Origin of the sequence: Dactylosporangium sp. NPDC051541 (assembly GCF_044454505.1) — a bacterium.
Classification (GTDB): Bacteria; Actinomycetota; Actinomycetes; order Mycobacteriales; family Micromonosporaceae; genus Dactylosporangium.
On the sequence record NZ_JBITDU010000007.1, the window covers coordinates 332,262 to 350,539 of the forward strand.

Sequence of the window (18,278 nt, forward strand, 5' to 3'; positions counted from 1 at the left end):
CCCTGACGAAGGCGAGGCAAGTGTGGCCCATTCATGGCGGGGCCGGGGATCAGCCGAACGGACCATAGGAATGCGCTTTCCTAGCCGCTACTACTGGTGCATCGCCGCTACTGCATTGACACTCGACAATTGGAACGGAGCGGGGGATGCTGCTGCGCGAGCGCTTCGCCATGTCCGCGTTCGCCGGTGACCCGGCGCCGCCGGCCCCGCTCACCTGGGGCCAGCAGGCCCTGTGGACCGAGCTGCGGCGCCGCGGGCCCGAGCAGGCGACGATCAGCCTGCGCCGGGTCGTGGCCCTGCGCCGCGGGGCCACACCCGAAGCCGTCGTACGGGCCATCAGCGCGCTCGTGAGCCGGCACAGCTCGCTGCGCACGCACCTGCGGGTCGTCGACGGCGAGCCCCGGCAGGTCGTCTCCGCGTCCGGCGAATTGCCCGTTCTGATGTATGACGCCGAATCCGGTAATGCCGCCGCCGAAGCCGAGACCGTCGCCCGGCGACTCGCGGCCGAGCCGTTCGACCACGCCGCGGAACTGCCGCAGCGATTCGCTCTTGTGCTCGATACAAGCACTGAAAAAAGCTATGTCGTGGTCGTGTTCAGCCACACGACCGTCGACTTCCGCGCGATCGAACTGCTGCTGCGGGAACTGCGCCTGCTCATCGTCCGCGGTCAATTGGCGAGTCCGCCCGGGCCGCAGTCCGTCGACATCGCCCGCCGCGAGGACGGGCCCGAGCGGTACCGCTCCGAGCGGGCCGTCGCCTACTGGCTCGACGGCTTCGGCCGCCTGCCCCACGACACGCTCCCGCGGCTGGCCGAGCCGGCCTCGCCCCGGTTCCGCCGCACCGAACTCGTCTCGGCCGCCACCGGGCCGGCCGTGGCCCTGGCCGCCCGCCGGTGCCGGGTCACCACCTCGGCCGTCCTGCTCGCGGCCGTCGCCGCCGTCATGTCCGTGCGCTCCGGCGCGGATGTGGCCGGACTCCACGTGATGGCGGCCAACCGGGTGCTCGACGACTACGAGCACGCGGTGGCCAAGCTCAACCAGATCGCGCTCGTCGTCGCCGACGCCACCGGCCGGCCCGGCTTCGACGGGCTCGTCGCCCGCGTGTGGCCGGCCGCCGTGCGCGGCTACCGGCACGCGCACTACGACCCGTCCGCCGTCCAGCGGGCGTTCGACCGCGCCGGCTTCCCGTACCGGACCGGGGTCAACCCGCACTGCTACTTCAACGACATCCGGCTCGCACCGGACGCCGCACCGCACACCCCGGCCACGACCGAGCGGGACCTGCGCGAAGCCCCGTCCACGTGCACGGTCACCGACGAGTTCGACCACTTCTTCTGGCGCGTCCGCGTCCAGATCTTCGACGCGCCCGGCGGCCTGGGCATCGCCCTGACCGGCGACACCGCCCACCTGCCACCGATCGAGGCCGAGCGCTTCCTGCGCGAACTGGAGCGGCTGCTCGTCGCGGCCGCCTTCCGGGACGTGCCCTGGCCGTGGAAGCCCGAACACCTGGAGCCGCAACGATGATCGAGATCCCGCTGACCCCGGCGCAGGAGCGGATGTGGTTCCTGGACCGGTTCGACCCCGGTCAGCCCAACAACGTGGTCCTGTCCCGGCGGCTGCGCGGCCACCTCGACCCGGCCGCGCTGCAGCGGGCGTTCACCGCCGTGTGCGCCCGGCACGAGGCGCTGCGGGCCACGTTTCCCGAGCGCGACGGCCGGCCGGTCCAGGTCATCGCCGACCCGGGCGAGTTCCGGCTGGAGCGCGCCGACCTGACCGGCGAGCCGGCGCCGCTGCGCGCGGAGCGGGCCCGGGAGCTCGGCCGGCAGCTGTTCGACGGCGGCTTCGACCTGGCCCGCGGGCCGCTGATCCGGGCCACGCTCGTGGCGCTGGCCGACGACGACCACGTCCTGCTCGTCGTGGCCCACCACATCGTCTTCGACGGCAGCTCCCAGTCGCTGCTCGTCCAGGACCTCGGGCCGGCCTACGCCGACCCCGCGAGCCTCGGCCCCCTGCCGGTCGGCTGGGCCGATCACGTCCGCGAGCAGGCCGACCAGCCCGCCGAGAAGGCCGAGGAGGCGCTCGCCTACTGGCGCGACAAGCTCGCCGGCGCCCCCGCCCTGGCCCTGCCCACCGACCTCCCGCGGCCGCCGTTCAAACTGCCGCGCAGCGAGCGGGTCCGGCACGAGCTCGACGCCGAGCTGACCGGCCGCCTCGAACGGCTGGCCCGGGCCCAGCGCAGCACCCTGTTCATGCTCCTGCTCGCCGCCTACCAGGTGCTGCTCGGCCGGCACGCCGGACAGGACGACGTGTCCGTCGGCACCGCCAGCGCCGGGCGCGGCCGCCCCGAGCTCGAGCCGATCATCGGCTCGTTCGTCAACACCCTCGTCCTGCGCGGCTCCCTGTCCGGCGACCCGACCTTCGCCGAGCTGCTGCGCCGGACCCGGACCGCGGCTCTGGAGGCGTACGCGCACCAGGACATCCCGTTCGAGCGGCTCGTCGGCGAGCTCGACGTCGCCCGCGATGTCAGCCGGACGCCGCTGTTCTCCACGATGCTCGTCCTGCACTCGCAGCAGAGCGCCCGCCACGACGTCCTGCCCGGCCTGACCGGCGAGAGCTTCGAGATCGGCGCGCCGCAGAGCCTCTACGACCTCGTCGTCGACGTGTCCGTGCGCACCGCCGGGCTGACACTGCGGGTGCGGTACGACAGCGGGCTCTTCACCGCCGGCACCGTGTCGGAGCTGCTGCGCCGGTTCGAGACGCTGCTGCGGGCCGTGGCCGCCGACCCGCACTGCCCGATCGACGACCTGCCGCTGGAGGACGCGGCCGCGCGGCGACTGGCGGTCACCCGCGGCATCGGGCCCCGGCGCACCTACACCGGGACGGTGCTGGACCTGTTCGCGGCCCGGGTCGCGGCCGCGCCGGACGCCCTCGCCGTCGACGACGTCACCTACGCGGAGCTCGATCGGCGGGCCCGGCGGATCGCCGCGAACCTCGACGTGCGGCCCGGGGACATCGTCGGCGTCGCCCTGCCCCGCACGCCGGACCTCGTCGCGACGCTCCTGGCCATCTGGCACCGCGGCGCCGCCTACCTGCCCCTCGACGCCGCACTGCCCCCGGCCCGGCGGGAGTGGCTGTGCGCGGACGCGGGGGTCGTCACGGTGATCGACGACCTGGCCACGTTGCCAGGACCCGCGGGCAACGTGGCCGGCGAGGCCCGGCCGGAGTCGCTCGCCTACGTGCTGTACACCTCGGGCAGCACCGGTCGTCCCAAAGGCGTCGGCGTGCCGCACCGGGCGCTGACCAACCTGCTGCTGTCGCTGCGGGACGCGCTCGGCTCCGGCGCCGGCGACGCCTGGCTCGGCCTGACCTCGCTGTCCTTCGACATCAGCGGCCTCGAGCTGTACCTGCCGCTGGTCACCGGCGGGCGGCTCGTCCTCGTCCCCGACGACGAGGGCCGCGACGGCGTCGCCATCGTCCGGCGGATCGCGGCCACGGGCGTCACCCACGTGCAGGCGACCCCGTCCGGCTGGCGGATGCTGCTCGACGCCGGGTTCAACGCCCCCGCCGTGACCGCGCTGACCGGCGGTGAGGCGCTCCCGCCCCGGCTGGCCCGGGAGCTGCGGCCGCGGGTCCGGCGACTGTGCAATGTGTACGGTCCGACGGAGACGACGATCTGGTCGAGCCTCGCCGACCTGCCCGAGCCGGTGCGCGACATCGCCCTGGGGGAGGCGATCGGCAACACCCGCCTGCACGTCGTCGACGCGCGGCTGCGGCCGGTGCCGGTCGGCGTCCCCGGCGAGCTGGTCATCGGCGGGGACGGGGTCGCGTGGGGGTACCTCGGCCGCCCGGGCCTCACCGCCGACCGGTTCGTGCCCGACCCCTACGGCCCGCCCGGCGCCCGCGTCTACCGCACCGGCGACCGCGTCCGGTGGCGGCCCGACCGGCGCCTGGAGTTCCTGGGCCGGTTCGACGCCCAGGTGAAGCTGCGCGGGCACCGCATCGAGCTCGGCGAGATCGAGGCCCGCCTCGGCGAGCACCCGGACGTCCACCAGGCCGCCGTCATCACCACGTCCGACGGCCCCGACGCGCTGCTCGCCGCCTACGTCACCGCCAAGCCCGGCCGCGAGCCGCAGGGCCGGGCGCTGCGCACGCACCTGGCCGAGGTCCTGCCCGGCTACATGGTGCCCGCGCAGGTCGTCGTCCTGCCGGGGCTGCCGCTCAACACCGCGGGCAAGGTCGACCGCCGCCGCCTCCCCGCGATCTCGGCCGGCGACCTGGACCCCCGCGAGTACGTCGAGCCCCGCACCGAGGCCGAGGAGGTCATCGCCGGGGTGTGGGCCGAGGTGCTGGGCCGCGACCGGATCGGCGCCCTCGACGACTTCTTCGACATCGGCGGGCACTCGCTGCTCGCCACCCGCGTCGTGTCCCGCCTCGCCGCCGCCCTCGAGCTCGACGTCCCGATCCGCATCCTGTTCCTGCACTCCACTGTGGAGCGGTTCGCCACGGCCGTCGAGGACCTGATCGCCGCTGACCTCTTCGTCGGCGACGTCGAGGCGTCCGCGTGACCCCGGAGACGCGGGCCGCGCTCATCTCCCAGCGCCTGCGCAAGGCCGCCGCGGCCGCGCCCGAGCCCGCCATCCCGCGCCTTCCCGACGGTGTGGACCCGCCGCCGTCCTTCGCCCAGGAGCGGCTCTGGTTCATGGAGCAGCTCGCCGGCGGTACCACCGCGTATGTCATGCGGGCCGCCGTCCGCCTCCAGGGCCGCCTCGACCTCGACGCGCTGCGGGCCGCGCTCGACGACCTCACCGCCCGCCACGACAGCCTGCGGACCTACTTCCCGGCGGCGGAGGACGGCACACCACAGGTGCGCATCGCCGCGCACGCCACGATTCCTTGTTCGGTGGTACGGCCAGAGCCCGACGCCGGCCCCGACGTCCTCGGCTGGGCGCGGACCCGCACCACCGCCGACTCCGGCCCGTTCGACCTGACCCGGGCCCCGCTGCTGCGCGCGATGGTCGTCGAGATCGGCCCGGACGACCACGTCCTGCACCTGGCCATGCACCACATCATCAGCGACGGCTGGTCGCGCCCCGTCCTCCTCGGTGACTGGGCCCGCCTCTACGCGGCCCGCCTCGGCCTGGCCCCGGCACCGGAGCCCCCGCCGCTGCGGTACGGCGACTACGCCGCCTGGCAGCGCGAGCGTCTGGCCGGCCCGGCCGCCGAGCGTGACCTCGCCTACTGGCGCCAGGCTTTGGCCGGCGTCGCGCCCCTGGAGCTGCCGACCGACCGCCCCCGCCCGGCCCACCAGTCCCCGGACGGCGCCGGGTTCAAGCTCCGCTTCTCCGACGAGCTCGCCGACGCGTTGCGCATGCTCGGCCGCCGCCACGGCGCCACCATGTTCATGACGCTGCTCGCCGGTCTGCACGCGCTGCTGCACCGGGTCACCGGCGGGCGCGACTTCGCCGTCGGCTCCCCGGTCGCCGGCCGCGTCCGGCCCGAGCTGGAGCCGCTCGTCGGGCTGTTCGTCAACATGCTCACGTTCCCGGCCGGCATCGAGCCCGGGATGACGTTCGCCGAGCTCGTCGCCCAGACCCGGGACCGGGTCCTGGCCGCGCTGAGTCATCAGGAGGTCCCGTTCGAGCGCCTGGTGCAGGAGCTGCACGTGGCCCGCGACACCAGCCGGTCGCCGCTGTTCCAGGTGCTGTTCGCGATGCACAACTCGGAGGGGGCGGCCGGCGCCTGGCCCGACGGCTTGACCGCCCTGCGCTACGGCCTGTCGATCACCAGCACCCGCCAGGACCTCTCCCTGTATGTCGACGAGCGCGACGACGGCCTCTGGGGCGTTTTCGGCTACCGCACCGAACTGTTCGACGAGCACTCGATAGCCCGCCTGGCCCACCAGTACCACCGCCTCCTGGCCGCCGCCGTCGCCCGCCCCGATGCCCCGCTGTCCGCGCTGGACCTGATGGACCGATCGGAGCGCGACTTGGTCCTTGCCCGCGGGGTGGCTTCTCGGGTTTGTGGCCCTCAGGCCGCAACGCTGGATGCCGTTATTTCCGGCATTTCGCCCGGAGTGCGTGCCGTCGACACGCTGACGTACGGCGACCTGGACCTCGGTTCGACTCGTGTGGCCAACTGGCTGCACAAGCGGGGCATCGGCCGCGGCGACCTCGTCGGCGTCTGTCTCGAACAGTCTCCGCAACTCGCCGTCGTCCTGCTCGGCGTCCTGCGCGCCGGCGCCGCCTACATCCCGCTCGACCCGGAGCTGCCCCCGGCCCGCCGGCAGCTCATGCTCGACGACGCCCGCCCGGCCCTGGTCATCGACGGCGACCTGCCGGACGCCGACGACGACACCCCGGTGCGGTCCGGCGCCCACCCCGACGACCTCGCCTACGTCATCTACACCTCCGGCTCCACCGGCCGCCCGAAGGGCGTGGCCGTCGCCCACCGCCAGGTCCTCAACTACCTCGCCGACGTCAAGGACCGCTTCGACATCGTCCCCGGCAGCAACTGGGCGCTGCTGCAGTCCCTGTCGTTCGACTTCGCCGTCACCGTCTTCTACCTGGCCCTGGCCACCGGCGGCACCGTCCACCTGATACCGCGCCGCGGTACCGGCGCTGAGCTGGCCGATCGCATCCGCGCCGACGCCATCGACTACCTGAAGATGACCCCGTCGCACCTCGCCGCCCTCGCCGGCGAGGTGCCGGTCGCGGACCTCATGCCGCGCAAGGCGCTGATCCTGGGCGGCGAGGCGTCGCGGCTGGACTGGGCCGCCGGCCTCGCCGCCGGCCCGGCCAAGGTGTTCAACCACTACGGCCCCACTGAGGCGACCGTCGGCGTCACCACCTACGAGGTCACCGCGGCCGACGGCGGCCCCGGCACCACCCCGATCGGCGTGCCCCTCGGCCACGCCCGCGTCTACGTCCTCGACGAGCGGCACCGCCCGGTCCCGGAGGGCGTCTGCGGCGAGATCCACCTCGGCGGCGACCGTTTGGCGCGGGGGTACCTCAACCAGCCCGGCCTGACCGCATCGCGTTTCCGGCCCGACCCGTACGCCGCGACTCCCGGCGCCCGCATGTACGCCACCGGCGACCTCGGCCGCTGGCGCCCCGACGGCACCCTCGAGTTCCTCGGCCGCCGCGACGGCCAGGTGAAGCTGCGCGGCTACCGGGTCGAGCTCGGCGACGTCGAGGCCGCCCTCGCTCGGGTTCCGGGCGTCGGCGCGGCCGCGGCCGACGTGCGCGGCGACCTGCTCGTCGGCTACCTCCAGCGGCGCCCGGACGCGCCGGAGCCCACCCCGGCCGAGCTGCGCCGGACCCTCGCCGAGACGCTGCCGGAGTACATGATCCCCAACCGGTACGTCTGGCTCGACCGGCTGCCGCTCCAGGACCACGGCAAGATCGACCGCCGCGCGCTGCCGGCCCCGCCGAGCTTGGCCGCCACCGGAGACTGCGAGTCGCCGGAGGGCCCGGTCGAGACCGCCATCGCCGCGGTCTGGGCCGAGGTGCTGAAGGTCGAGCGGGTCGGCGCGCACGACGACTTCTTCGACCTCGGCGGCCACTCGCTGCTCGCCACCCAGGTCGTTGCCCGGCTGCGCCGGGTCCTGCCGGCCGGTCACCCGATCAGCGTCATGGACCTGTTCCAGGCCCGCACGGTCCGCAACCTGGCCGCCACCACCGGGTCGAGCGGCCTGCTCCATGAGCTGACCGGCCCGCCGTCGGGCACCCGGGTCCGCTCATACGTCTGCGTGCCCTACGGCGGCGCCAGCGCGGTCGTGTTCCAGCCCCTCGCCGACGCGATGCCCGACGGGCACAGCCTCTACGCGGTCGCGGTACCCGGCCACGACATCGGCCTCGAGGAGGCGAGCGAGCCGATCGAGGTCACCGCCCGCCGCTGCGTCGAGGAGATCCTGGCCGGCATCACCGGGCCGCTCGTCGTCTACGGCCACTGCGGCCCCGGCGGCGCCCTCGCCGTCGAGATCGCCCGGCAGCTCGAGGCCGCGGGCCGGGACCTGGACGCGCTGTACCTCGGCGGCATCTTCCCGTTCGCCCGCCCCACCGGCGGCGTCCTGGGCCGGCTCACCCGGCTGCGGTGGCGGGAACGGCTGCGCGGCGACCGGGTGTACGCCAACTGGCTGCAGGGCATGGGCGCCGACATCGGCGCGCTCGACGATGACCAGCGGCGGTTCCTGGTGCGGGCGATGCGCCACGACGCCGAGGCGGCCGAGGACTACTTCACCGAGCTGCTGCACAGCCGGGTCACGCCACTGCGGGCGCCGGTCGTCTCGGTGGTGGGGGAGCGCGACCCCGGCACCGAGTACTACCAGGAGCGGTACCGTGAATGGGCCTTCCTGAGTGCCGCCACCGGCCTGGTCGTCCTGGACGAGGCCGGCCACTACTTCATGAAGTTCCGCGCCGCCGAGCTGGCCGGGATTCTGACCGGTCCGTTGCGGGTGTCCACGGTGGAGCCCGTGCGCGAGGCCGGCCTGCGGCGGTTCCTTACGGTCGCGGCCGGGCAGGTCGTGTCCAGCACCGGCTCGGCGTTGACGGCGTTCGCGGTACCCCTCTGGGTGTATCTCGACACCGGGTCGCTGATCCGCTTCGCGCTGTTCGCCGTCATGGGCCAGGTCCCCGGCATCCTGGCCGCCCCCATCGCCGGCGCGATCATCGACCGCACCTCCCGCCGCCGGGCCATGCTCGCCGGTGACGCCGCCGCTCTGGCCGCGATCGCCGCGTTCGCCGCGCTGTTCTTCACCGGCACGCTGCAGCCCTGGCATGTGTACGTGTTCACCGCCTGGCTGTCCGTCGCGCTGACCTTCCAGCGCATCGCCTACCTGTCCGCCGTGCCGCAGCTGGTGCCGAAGCGATACCTGGGCCACGCCGGCGGCATCCTGCAGCTGGGCGGCGGCATCGCGAGCTTCCTGGTGCCGCTGGTCGCGGTCGGCCTGGTGGCCACGATCGGCCTGGGCGGCATCCTGCTGGTCGACCTGGCCAGCTACCTGTTCATCATCGTCGTGCTCATCCTGATCCGCTTCCCGGACACGATGGCCCGCCGCCGCCGCGAAACGCTCACCGCCGAGATCGCGGGCGGCCTGCGCTACACGGTGCGCCACCGCGGCATCCGGGCGATGGTGTTGTTCTTCGCCGCGTTCAACCTGTTCCTGGCCCCGCTGTTCCTGCTGCTCTCCCCGCTGGTCCTGGCGTTCGCACCGCTGTCCTCGGTGGCGCGGGTCTCCCTGGCCGGCGGGGCGGGTGCGGTGCTGGGCGGCCTGGTGATGACCGTCTGGGGCGGCCCGGCGCACCGGCGGATGCGCGGCATGCTCCTGACAACGTTCGCGTTCGCGGCCGGCGGCCTGATCGCGGCGTTGCACGCGAGCGTCGCGGTGATCGCCGCCGGCGCCCTGGTCATGTCAATGTCGTTGGCCGTCATCAACGGCATCTGGCTGACCATCATCCAGACCAAGGTGCCGCAGCGCCTGCACGCGCGCGTGATCGCGCTCAACATGGTGATCGCGCTGTCGACGATGCCGATCGGCCAGGCGGTCCTGGCCCCACTCCTGGTCCCGGTGGCCGAGCCACTCCTGTCCCCGGCCGGCCCGTTGTCCGGCACTGTGGGCGAGGTGATCGGCGTGGGCCCGGGCCGCGGCATCGCACTCCTGTACATCGTCCTGGCCGCGGCGATAGCGTCGGTGGCAGCGGTGGCGTTGCGGACCCGCACCCTGGCCGGCTTCGACGACGAGGTCCCCGACGCCCCGCCGGACGACGTCGTAGGCCTGCAGACCCTGGCCCGATCCCGCGCGAACAGGAGCAACGATGGAACGTGACCGCTACGCCGTGGTCGTCAACGACGAGGAGCAGTACTCGGTCTGGCCGATCGAGGAGGAGCCCCCGGCCGGCTGGCGCACCGAGGGCTTCGTCGGTGCCCGCCAGGACTGCCTGGACCATATCGACCAGGTCTGGACCGACATGCGCCCCCTGAGCGCCCGCTGAGCTCGTCACTGCGGGTCGGCTCCGGTGGTCAGCTGGATCGCGCCGCGGAGGACGGCCAGGGCCGGTAGCGTGGCCGCCTCGTGCAGGGGCGCGGTCGGGTCGGACAGCATCAGGCTGGCGGTCACGAGGGTGCCGTCGGCCGCCTGGGCCAGGTAGTTGAGTGTGAGCACGCCCGGCTCGGAGCCGCCCTTGAACCATACCGTCGGGTAGCCGGCGGGGGAGAGGCCCAGGCCGCCGTCGTTGATGCTCAGTGCGGCGCCGACGTGGGAGTCGTGCTGGGCCCACAGGCCCGCGAAGGCCCGGCACATGTCCATCGGCGAGCCGAACCACTCCAGCTCGTCGATCATCTCCGGCTGCGTCCACGCCCCGAGGTCGGTCCGCGGCACCTGATCCAGCAGTGGCAGGGTCACCGTCCGCAGGGCCGGCGGGAGGCTCGCGTACGCGGTCGCGACCGCCGGGTAGTGCCAGCTCTTCAGCGCGAACAGTTCGCGCGTGGTCAGGACCGGCGTGTTGGGCGCGTCGTTGCCGAACCGGCGGAACTGCCGCTGCACCTCGGCCCGGCCGACCCGGTGGATCAGGTGGTCGGTGGCGGTGTTGTCGCTGATGGAGATCATGTAGTCGGCGTACTGCTCGAGCGTGTACACGGTGCCGTCGGGCTGGTCCTGCAGTACCCCGGACGGCAGCGACTTCCAGGCCGGGTTCAGCGCCAGCTTCGTGTCCCACGTGAGGCGGCCGTCGTGCACCGCCTGAGCGAGCGCGCCGAGCACGTAGAGCTTGAACGCCGAGCCGAGCGGCCGGGCCGTCGCCGGGTCGAGGCCGTGCACGAGCGTGCAGCCGGCCGGCGTGATGCGGGCCGCGGCGAAGGAGACCCGCGGGGCCAGGGCCCGGGCCGCGTCGTCCAGCGCGTCCCATGACCGCGGCGCCGGCAGGTACGGCGTGAACCGCAGTCCGGTGACCAGACCGGCCGGGTCGACGACGATGCGGACCAGCAGCGGCCCGCCGGGGCCGGTGGTGACCTGGCGCAGTTCGGTGGCGGTCGAGTAGACGACCGCGCCCGGCGTGAGCGGGCCGACCTGGCCCAGGACGGTGTTGAACCCGTCCGCGTCGCCGACCGCGGCCAGGAACTCGGGGGCGAGGTGTTGCCGCAGCTCCACGGCGGGCACCGGCGGGCGGGCGGAGGCGTCGACGAGCCAGGCGAACTGGGCGGCGGGCGTCGTGCCCGCGGCCGCCGGGGCGGCGACCAGGCCGAGCAGCAGCACGGCGAGCGCGGCGGCGGTGGCGATGCGGCGAAGCATGAGATCCCCCGATGCGGTCAGCGAACGGATGTGGACGTGGTCAGCACGGGCGGATGTAGAGGCCGGCGACCCGGCCGTCACCGCGGAACGAGACCTGGGCCGTCGCCTGGCCGGCCTCGAACTCCATCAGGACGTCGACGACGCTCAGGTCACCGGCGGGGTGCACGACCGGATCGCCGAACCGCTCGAACGCGCCCGCGGTGCCCACGACCATCGCCCACACCGACGCCAGCTGCTCGGTGTCGATCGCCTGCGACATGACGTCGTCGAAGGTCGCGCGGACCCGCTCGAAGCGGGTGGCCACGATGTCGCCGAGCGCGGCCAGGGCCCGGTCGGCGGCGTCCGGCAGCAGCCCGTCGGCCATCGGCGCACCGGTGCGCGGGTCGACCGGCCGGCCGAACCGCTGGAACGCCGCCTGCTTCGTCGTGCCCAAGACCTCTCCGATCTCCTGCCACGTGCGGCCCTCGGCCCGGGCCCGGTCCACCGCCGCCCGCAGCGACTCCTGGGCCTCGAGCACCTGCCGGTGCGCCGCCCCTACTGCCCCGAGGGTCCCGCCGACCGCCGGTGCTGTCAAGTCTGACTTGACGGATGCCCGGCGTCGGCGGGCCGCGCTGCGGCAGGTGGAGTTGCAAAACTGCTGGCTACGGCCGGGGCCGGAGCGTTCCGGAAGCGGCTTGCCGCAGTACTGGCACGACATAGCACGCAATCCTAATACGTGCGGCACGATTCGGTGGCGCGGCGGCGGCTACGGGAAGTTCGGGTAGTTCTCGCAGCCGCCGTTGATGCCCGGGGTGCCGCTGAACGAGTCGTGGTCGTTGCCGCCGTCGGCGTAGTCCTGGCCGTTGTCGCACTGCACCGTGTCGCGGCCGTCGGCGGCGTAGATGGTGTCGTCGCCCGGTCCGCCGTGGATCTCGTCGTCGCCGGTCCAGCCGTAGATGGTGTCGTCCATCGCCCCGCCCCGCAGGACGTCGTCGCCACCCCAGCCGTAGATGGTGTCGTTGCCGTTCTCGCCGTCGATGTAGTCCCGGTCCTGTTCGACGTCGTCGGCGTTGCCGTGGATCTCGTCGTTGCCGTCACCGCCGCAGATGATGTCGCTCGCGCCGAATCCGTCGATGACGTCCGGCCCGTTCGTCCCGATGATGACGTCGCTGCCGTTGGTGCCCCAGGTCTCGACGCCGCTGACCGCGTACGTCACCTCCCACACGTAGTGGGTGTTGCCGAAGCAGTCCGTCATTCTGGCGCTCAGGGGGTCCGTGGCATTGGCCCGCCCGGCCGGCGCGATGAGCAGTGCGAGGCAGGTCCCTACGACGACTGCGGCGCGACGCCGGGTGGAGCTGATGGTCGATTGCATGGCTGCGCTCCTCCAAGGATTCCGGATGGGCACAGCACAGCAGCGACGCTGGTCTTTGTCTGCGTATTACGACCCCCTTGACAGTTTCCCGGGGGAGACATAGCGTGCCGTCAAACTAGCAGGAAACTTAACAGTTTCGCTGGAGGATGACCGTGCGCCGTTCCCTTCGCCACCTGCTGCTCGCCTCCGCCGTGGCCGCCGCGACCGTCGCCGCCGGCGCGGCCGCGCTGCTGCCGGCCACCCCGGCCGCCGCCGCGGTGAGCCTCGCGGCCGTCGTGCCGGCCCCGGTGTCGGCGCAGCCCGCGGCCGGCGTGACCTACACGCTGCCGTCGAACGCCGCGATCCAGACCGCGGCCGGCGCCACCGACGTCGGCACCTACCTCGCCGGCATCCTCCGCCCGTCGACCGGCTACGCCCTGCCGGTGTCCACCACGACCGGCACGCCGGCGAGCGGCATCGCCCTGCTGCTGTCCGGGGCCGACCCGAGCGTGGGCGCCGAGGGCTACCAGCTCGACGTGACCGCCGCCGCCGTCACCCTGCGCGCGCAGACCGCGGCCGGGCTGTTCCACGGGGTGCAGACGCTGCGGCAGCTGCTGCCGCCGGCGGTCGAGGCGCGGACCGCGCAGAGCGGACCGTGGACGCTCACCGGTGGCCGGATCGTCGACTACCCCCGGTATGCGTACCGCGGCGCGATGCTGGACGTGTCGCGGCACTTCTTCGCACCGGACACGGTCAAGCGGTACATCGACGACATCGCACAGTACAAAGTCAACGTCCTGCATCTGCACCTCGCCGACGACCAGGGCTGGCGCATCGTGATCGACGCCTGGCCGCAGCTGGCCACCGTGGGTGGCAGCACCCAGGTCGGCGGCGGCGCGGGCGGCTACTACACCAAGGCGCAGTACGCCGACCTGGTCGCCTACGCGGCATCGCGCCAGATCACCGTCGTGCCCGAGATCGACATGCCGGGCCACACCAACGCCGCGCTCGCCTCCTACGCGCAGCTCAACTGCAACAACACGGCCCCGCCGCTGTACACCGGCACGAACGTCGGCTTCAGCTCGCTGTGCGTCGGCAAGGAGGTCACCTACACGTTCGTGCAGCAGGTGCTCAACGAGCTGGCCGCCATCACCCCCGGGCCATACCTGCACGTCGGCGGCGACGAGGCGTCGAGCACGACGGCGGCCGACTACACCACGTTCATGAACCGGGTGCAGCCGTTCGTCGGCGCGGCCGGCAAGACCGTCATCGGCTGGCACCAGATCGGGCAGGCCAACCACACGGCGAACCGGGTCGCGCAGTACTGGGGGACGTCCACATCGGACGCCGACCTGAGCGCCGCGGTGAGCAAGGGCGACAAGATCCTGCTGTCGCCGGCGAACAAGGCCTACCTCGACATGAAGTACACGAACTCGACGCCGCTCGGCCAGAGCTGGGCCGGCCTGATCGAGGTGCAGACCGCCTACAGCTGGGACCCGGGCGCCTACCTCACCGGCGTGCCGGCCACCGCGATCCTCGGCGTCGAGGCGCCGATGTGGACGGAGACGCTCGCGAAGCTGGCCGACATCGAGTTCATGGCGTTCCCGCGGCTGCCGGCCCTCGCGGAGCTGGCCTGGTCGCCGCAGTCGGCGCGCGGCTGGGACACGTTCAAGGTGCGGCTCGGCGCGCTGGGCCCGCGCTGGACGGTGCAGGGCATCAGCTTCTACAGCTCGCCGCAGGTCCCGTGGGGCACACCGCCGGCGACCCGCAGCGCCTACACCCAGATCCAGGCCGAGAGCTACAACGCGCAGACCGGGACGCAGACCGAGGCGACCACCGACACCGGCGGCGGCCAGAACGTCGGCTACATCACGCCCGGTGACACGCTCGCCTACGATCTCGACTTCGGCGCGGCCGCGCCGGCCTCGGTCACGACCCGGCTGGCGTCGGGCGCGTCCAGCGGTACCGTCCAATATCGGCTGGACTCGGCCACCGGCCCGATCATCGCCAGCGTCCCGGTCACGTCCACCGGCGGCTGGCAGAGCTGGACCGGCCGCACCACCACCCTGTCCGGCTCGGCCACCGGCGTGCACCGGCTCTACCTCACCTTCACCGGCACCGCGGGCGCCGACTTCGTCAACCTCAACTGGCTGCAGTTCAACCGGTAGCGCCGGTCACACCGTTCGGGAGGGGTCCTACACTCGACTGCGTGCTCACGATCGACCAGGTCAGAATCGGCTACGGTGACCGGGTTGTCATCGAGGAGCTGAGCCTCGACGTCGCCGCCGGTGAGGCGGTCGCGCTGCGGGGGCCCAACGGGATCGGCAAGTCGACGGTCCTGCGGTGCGTCGCCGGGCTCCTCGAGCCCGCCGGCGGCGCGGTGCGCGTCGACGGGCAGCCGGTCGATGAGCGAAGCGCGGGCTTTCGCCGTACCGTAGCCGCGCTCTTGGACCCTCCGGCCTGGTATCCGGGACTCTCCGCCCGCGAGCACCTCAGCCTGGTGCGGTTGGCCAACGCGCCGAGCGACGGCTGGTTCGCGGACGGTGAGCTGGCCGACCGGCTCGGGGTGACCGGGTTCGCCGACGCCGCCCCGGGCAGTCTCTCGTCCGGGCAGCGCCAGCGGCTCGCCCTCGCGATGGTGCTCGACCGGCCCAGCCGGCTGCTGCTGCTCGACGAGCCCGAGCGCCACCTCGACCGCGAGGGCCGGGAGACGGTGGCCGCGCTCATCGAGCAGTACCGCGGCCGCGGCGGCGCCGCCCTGCTCGCCTCGCACGACCCGACCGTCACCGCCGGCTGCGAGATCATCGAGCTGAGCACCGACTGGGCCGACGAGTGAAAGCGGGCCAGGTCCGCCGCTGGGTCCGGCGCCGGCAGCGTTCCCGGGAGAACGCCTCCGACCTCTTCGAGACCGTCTACACCCTGGCGCTGCTGGCCGCGATGGTCGGGTACATGATCTGGGCCCAGGTCCGGGCCGTCCTCAGTGGACAGACGGCGGCGCCGGCCGGTGTCCGCGAGGGTGTCGTGCTCGCCGCCGGGCTGGCCTGGACCGCCGCGCTGCTCGCCGTCGCGGCCGCGCTCGGGCCGGTCTCGACGTCGGCCCCGGCCCTGCAGTGGCTGATCACCACCCCGCTGGACCGCCGGTCCCTGCTCACCCCGTCCGTCGCCCAGGTGCTCGGCCTCGGCCTGCTCGCCGGCCTGGCCCAGGGCCTGCTGACCCTCACCCTGTCCACGGTCGGCGCCGGTGCCGTCCTCCTCGCCGCGGTCGCCGGTGGCGTGCTCGTCCTCGGCGCCACCGCCGTCGTGCAGTCCGCGTCCCGCCGCCCCGCCCGCCGGCTGAACACGACGGCCACGGTCCTCGCCATCGCGGCCGCCGCCATCGGGGTCCTCGCGGTCAGCGGCGTCGACGTCGGCGCTGTCGCCGCGACCGGACCGTGGGGCTGGCCGCTGCTCGCCGGCCGGCACACCTGGGTCGCGGTGCTGCTCACCGCCGCCGCCCTCATCGCCCCTTTCCTGCAGTGGTACCGCCTGCAGGCCCTCACCCTCGCGAACCTGACCGACGCCGCCCAGAGCAGCGGCGCCGCCACCGCCGTGTTCCTCACCCTCGACCCGGGTCTGGCGTCACGCGCGGCCGAGGACCGCCGGTGGCGCGGCCGCCGGCTCGGCCCGGACAAGCTGCCGAAGCTCTCCGGCCGGTTCACCGCGACCGGTCAGGACGCCCTGCTGCTGGTCCGCTCGCCAGTCCGGCTGCTGCTCGGGGCCGCGCTGGTGACGGTACCGGTGCTCGCGGCCGGCCTGCCGGTGTCCCGCTGGGTGATCGCCGCCGCCTGGCTGATCTGCGCGCTCGCCGCCGCCTCCGCGAGCACCGCCAACGCCCGCCGCGACCGCGACGACCCCGGCCTCGCCCGCCTCCTCGGCCTGTCCGACGGCGAGCTGTTCACCGGCCGCCTCGCGGTCCCGATCGTGCTGTGCACCGTGTGGTCCGCGGCCGCGCTGACCGCCGTCGGCGGCGGGTTCGGCGAGTGGACCCTCCTCGGCGCGCTCGCCGGCCCGGGCCTGGCCGCGGGGTCCCTGCGCTCGGCCCGCCGCCGCGAGGTCCGCCACGACGTCGCGTCGCTGTCGTCCCCGGCCGGCATCATGCCGACCGGCCCGTTCATGTGGCTGGCCGGCGCGGCCGACCTGGCGATCATCGCGCTGTGGCCGACCCTGTTCGCGATCGTCAGCCAGCACCCCGACCTGGCCCTGACCAACCAGGCCATCTTCTCCGCCGGCACCCTCGGCGGCCTGATCGTGACCGCCCGCTCGACCGGCGGCGCGTTCTCGTCGCGATGACCACGGCGCACAACGAGCGTTTGCGGCGCTTGCGCGCGGGCGCGACGATGTGGGCATGGACGTGTTCGCGCCATACACAGGCACGCTGCTCCTGCCCGACAAGGCCATGTTCGGCAGCGAGTCGCCGGTGATCCTGTCCGACGGCCGCCCGGTCGCCACGATCCGCTGGCACAGCTGGTCGATGCGGGCCCGCTACGAGATCCTCGACCCGGCGACGGGCGCCATCCTGGCCGCCGGCCACCGGCAGGGCTTCGGCGGCCGCAACAACTACCTCACCGACGCGCAGGGCCGTCAGCTGTTCCACCTGAAGCTCAGCTTCTGGGGCCCGAGCCGGAGCAGCACCCTGACCCTGCCCACCGGCCGCACGCTGAGCACCCGCGGCAACTGGACCATGCGTCGCTTCAGCGTCACCGACGAGCAGGGCCGCCAGGTCGCCGAGCTGGTCAACAGCAGCCGCCTGCTGTCGATGCGCCCGGACAGCCTGGCCCTGGAGCTGCAGTCCCCAGTCCTCTCCATCGTCCAGGCGATCGGCCTGGCCCAGGCGATGCGGGCCGCCATCGAGTCCGCGCGCACCACCGCGGCCACGTCCGCCGGCGGCTGACGTGCTCCTGGAACCGAGCGTGGGACACTCGCGGCGTGCGCGACGAGTTTCGTGAACTGCGGGCCGCGTTCGCCGGGACACCGCTGGCCGGGCTGCCGATCGGCCACGGCCCGGCCGGCACCCTGCTGGTGGCCGGCGTCGACCTGACCGCCCTGGCCGCGAATCTCGAACTGAGCCGCTGGGAGCTCGCCGTCGCCCGGCCCGCGGCGACGCCTGGTTCGTGCGCAACCGCCCCTGACGCGTGGCGATTCCGGCATTTCGATGCGCGGATTTCGGACGTGGGGTGCAAATTGCAGGGCTCGGAATAAAGAATCCTTAAATAGGTTTGGGCGCGCAGGTTCCATCCGGAATCAGGGGCCGTTCGGTTCCCTCGACACGGCCGAACGGCTGACTTGTGTTACGTCATACTTGCTGTGTAGCAAGGATTAGAAGCCGGTGACCTGCGTCAATTCATCGAACGTGAAACCGATTCGGGCAGGGGAGTGTGACGGCAGTGTTGCGCTTCGAAAAACTACCGATCGTCACGGGCGGCTGCGGTTTGTAGGCATCGAACGTCCGTGATAGCTTTCCCCGGCGCAACGGGGCCGGTCGCTGCGGAAAGCCCTTGCCCCGGCGCCGCGGCGTATTGTCAGCTCGAACGGGGCGAGCACGGATGGCTGTTGGGCTGCGCCCGCGCTGGCGCGAGAAGTTATGGCTGTGGGCCCGGCGTTACGTTCCCGCGGAGATTTCCGGCAC

General features: G+C 73.3%; 12 protein-coding genes. 9 read left to right on the top strand and 3 right to left on the bottom strand.

Annotation, left to right across the window (positions count from 1 at the left end):
- Positions 1-146: 146 nt before the first annotated feature.
- Genes ACIA8L_RS30755 through ACIA8L_RS30770 form a run of 4 tightly spaced genes read left to right on the top strand, consistent with a single transcriptional unit; the run spans position 147 to position 9,988 of the window.
- Complete coding sequence (locus ACIA8L_RS30755) at positions 147-1,523, top strand: condensation domain-containing protein (RefSeq protein WP_395910072.1); 1,377 nt, start codon at positions 147-149, stop codon at positions 1,521-1,523.
- Positions 1,520-4,564 carry an amino acid adenylation domain-containing protein gene (locus ACIA8L_RS30760; RefSeq protein ID WP_395910073.1) on the top strand — a complete coding sequence of 1,015 codons (3,045 nt, stop codon included), beginning with the start codon at positions 1,520-1,522 and terminating at the stop codon, positions 4,562-4,564. The genes ACIA8L_RS30755 and ACIA8L_RS30760 overlap by 4 nt, the downstream gene beginning before the upstream one ends.
- Positions 4,561-9,822 carry an amino acid adenylation domain-containing protein gene (locus ACIA8L_RS30765; protein WP_395910074.1) on the top strand — a complete coding sequence of 1,754 codons (5,262 nt, stop codon included), beginning with the start codon at positions 4,561-4,563 and terminating at the stop codon, positions 9,820-9,822. Before ACIA8L_RS30760 ends, ACIA8L_RS30765 begins: the two co-directional genes overlap by 4 nt.
- The gene (locus ACIA8L_RS30770; RefSeq protein ID WP_395910075.1) at positions 9,812-9,988 is read left to right on the top strand and encodes an MbtH family protein; all 177 of its coding nucleotides are present in this window, start codon (positions 9,812-9,814) and stop codon (positions 9,986-9,988) included. The genes ACIA8L_RS30765 and ACIA8L_RS30770 overlap by 11 nt, the downstream gene beginning before the upstream one ends.
- Before the next feature lie 5 nt (positions 9,989-9,993).
- Here the strand turns inward: ACIA8L_RS30770 and ACIA8L_RS30775 are convergent, their stop codons facing one another.
- The 3 genes from ACIA8L_RS30775 to ACIA8L_RS30785 form a co-directional block, all read right to left on the bottom strand.
- Positions 9,994-11,283, bottom strand: a complete 1,290-nt coding sequence (locus tag ACIA8L_RS30775) for a serine hydrolase (RefSeq protein ID WP_395910076.1) — start codon at positions 11,281-11,283, stop codon at positions 9,994-9,996.
- A gap of 40 nt (positions 11,284-11,323) precedes the next feature.
- Positions 11,324-11,857 carry a DUF3887 domain-containing protein gene (locus tag ACIA8L_RS30780; protein WP_395910077.1) on the bottom strand — a complete coding sequence of 178 codons (534 nt, stop codon included), beginning with the start codon at positions 11,855-11,857 and terminating at the stop codon, positions 11,324-11,326.
- Positions 11,858-12,028: 171 nt separating this feature from the next.
- Positions 12,029-12,634 carry a calcium-binding protein gene (locus ACIA8L_RS30785; protein ID WP_395910078.1) on the bottom strand — a complete coding sequence of 202 codons (606 nt, stop codon included), beginning with the start codon at positions 12,632-12,634 and terminating at the stop codon, positions 12,029-12,031.
- 146 nt (positions 12,635-12,780) lie between these two features.
- Here ACIA8L_RS30785 and ACIA8L_RS30790 point away from each other — a divergent pair, with 146 nt between their 5' ends.
- From ACIA8L_RS30790 to ACIA8L_RS30810, 5 genes are read left to right on the top strand one after another with little or no spacing between them, the layout of a single operon-like run.
- Complete coding sequence (locus ACIA8L_RS30790; protein WP_395910079.1) at positions 12,781-14,781, top strand: family 20 glycosylhydrolase; 2,001 nt, start codon at positions 12,781-12,783, stop codon at positions 14,779-14,781.
- A gap of 41 nt (positions 14,782-14,822) precedes the next feature.
- Positions 14,823-15,449, top strand: coding sequence for an ATP-binding cassette domain-containing protein (locus ACIA8L_RS30795; RefSeq protein WP_395910080.1), 627 nt, complete (start codon positions 14,823-14,825; stop codon positions 15,447-15,449).
- Positions 15,446-16,942 (top strand): DUF6297 family protein, encoded by a 1,497-nt coding sequence (locus ACIA8L_RS30800; protein WP_395910081.1) that lies wholly within the window; start codon positions 15,446-15,448, stop codon positions 16,940-16,942. The genes ACIA8L_RS30795 and ACIA8L_RS30800 overlap by 4 nt, the downstream gene beginning before the upstream one ends.
- 55 nt (positions 16,943-16,997) lie before the next feature.
- The gene (locus ACIA8L_RS30805; protein WP_395910082.1) at positions 16,998-17,543 is read left to right on the top strand and encodes a hypothetical protein; all 546 of its coding nucleotides are present in this window, start codon (positions 16,998-17,000) and stop codon (positions 17,541-17,543) included.
- Positions 17,544-17,578: 35 nt separating this feature from the next.
- Positions 17,579-17,851, top strand: a complete 273-nt coding sequence (locus tag ACIA8L_RS30810) for a hypothetical protein (protein WP_395910083.1) — start codon at positions 17,579-17,581, stop codon at positions 17,849-17,851.
- The last annotated feature ends 427 nt before the right edge of the window (positions 17,852-18,278 follow it).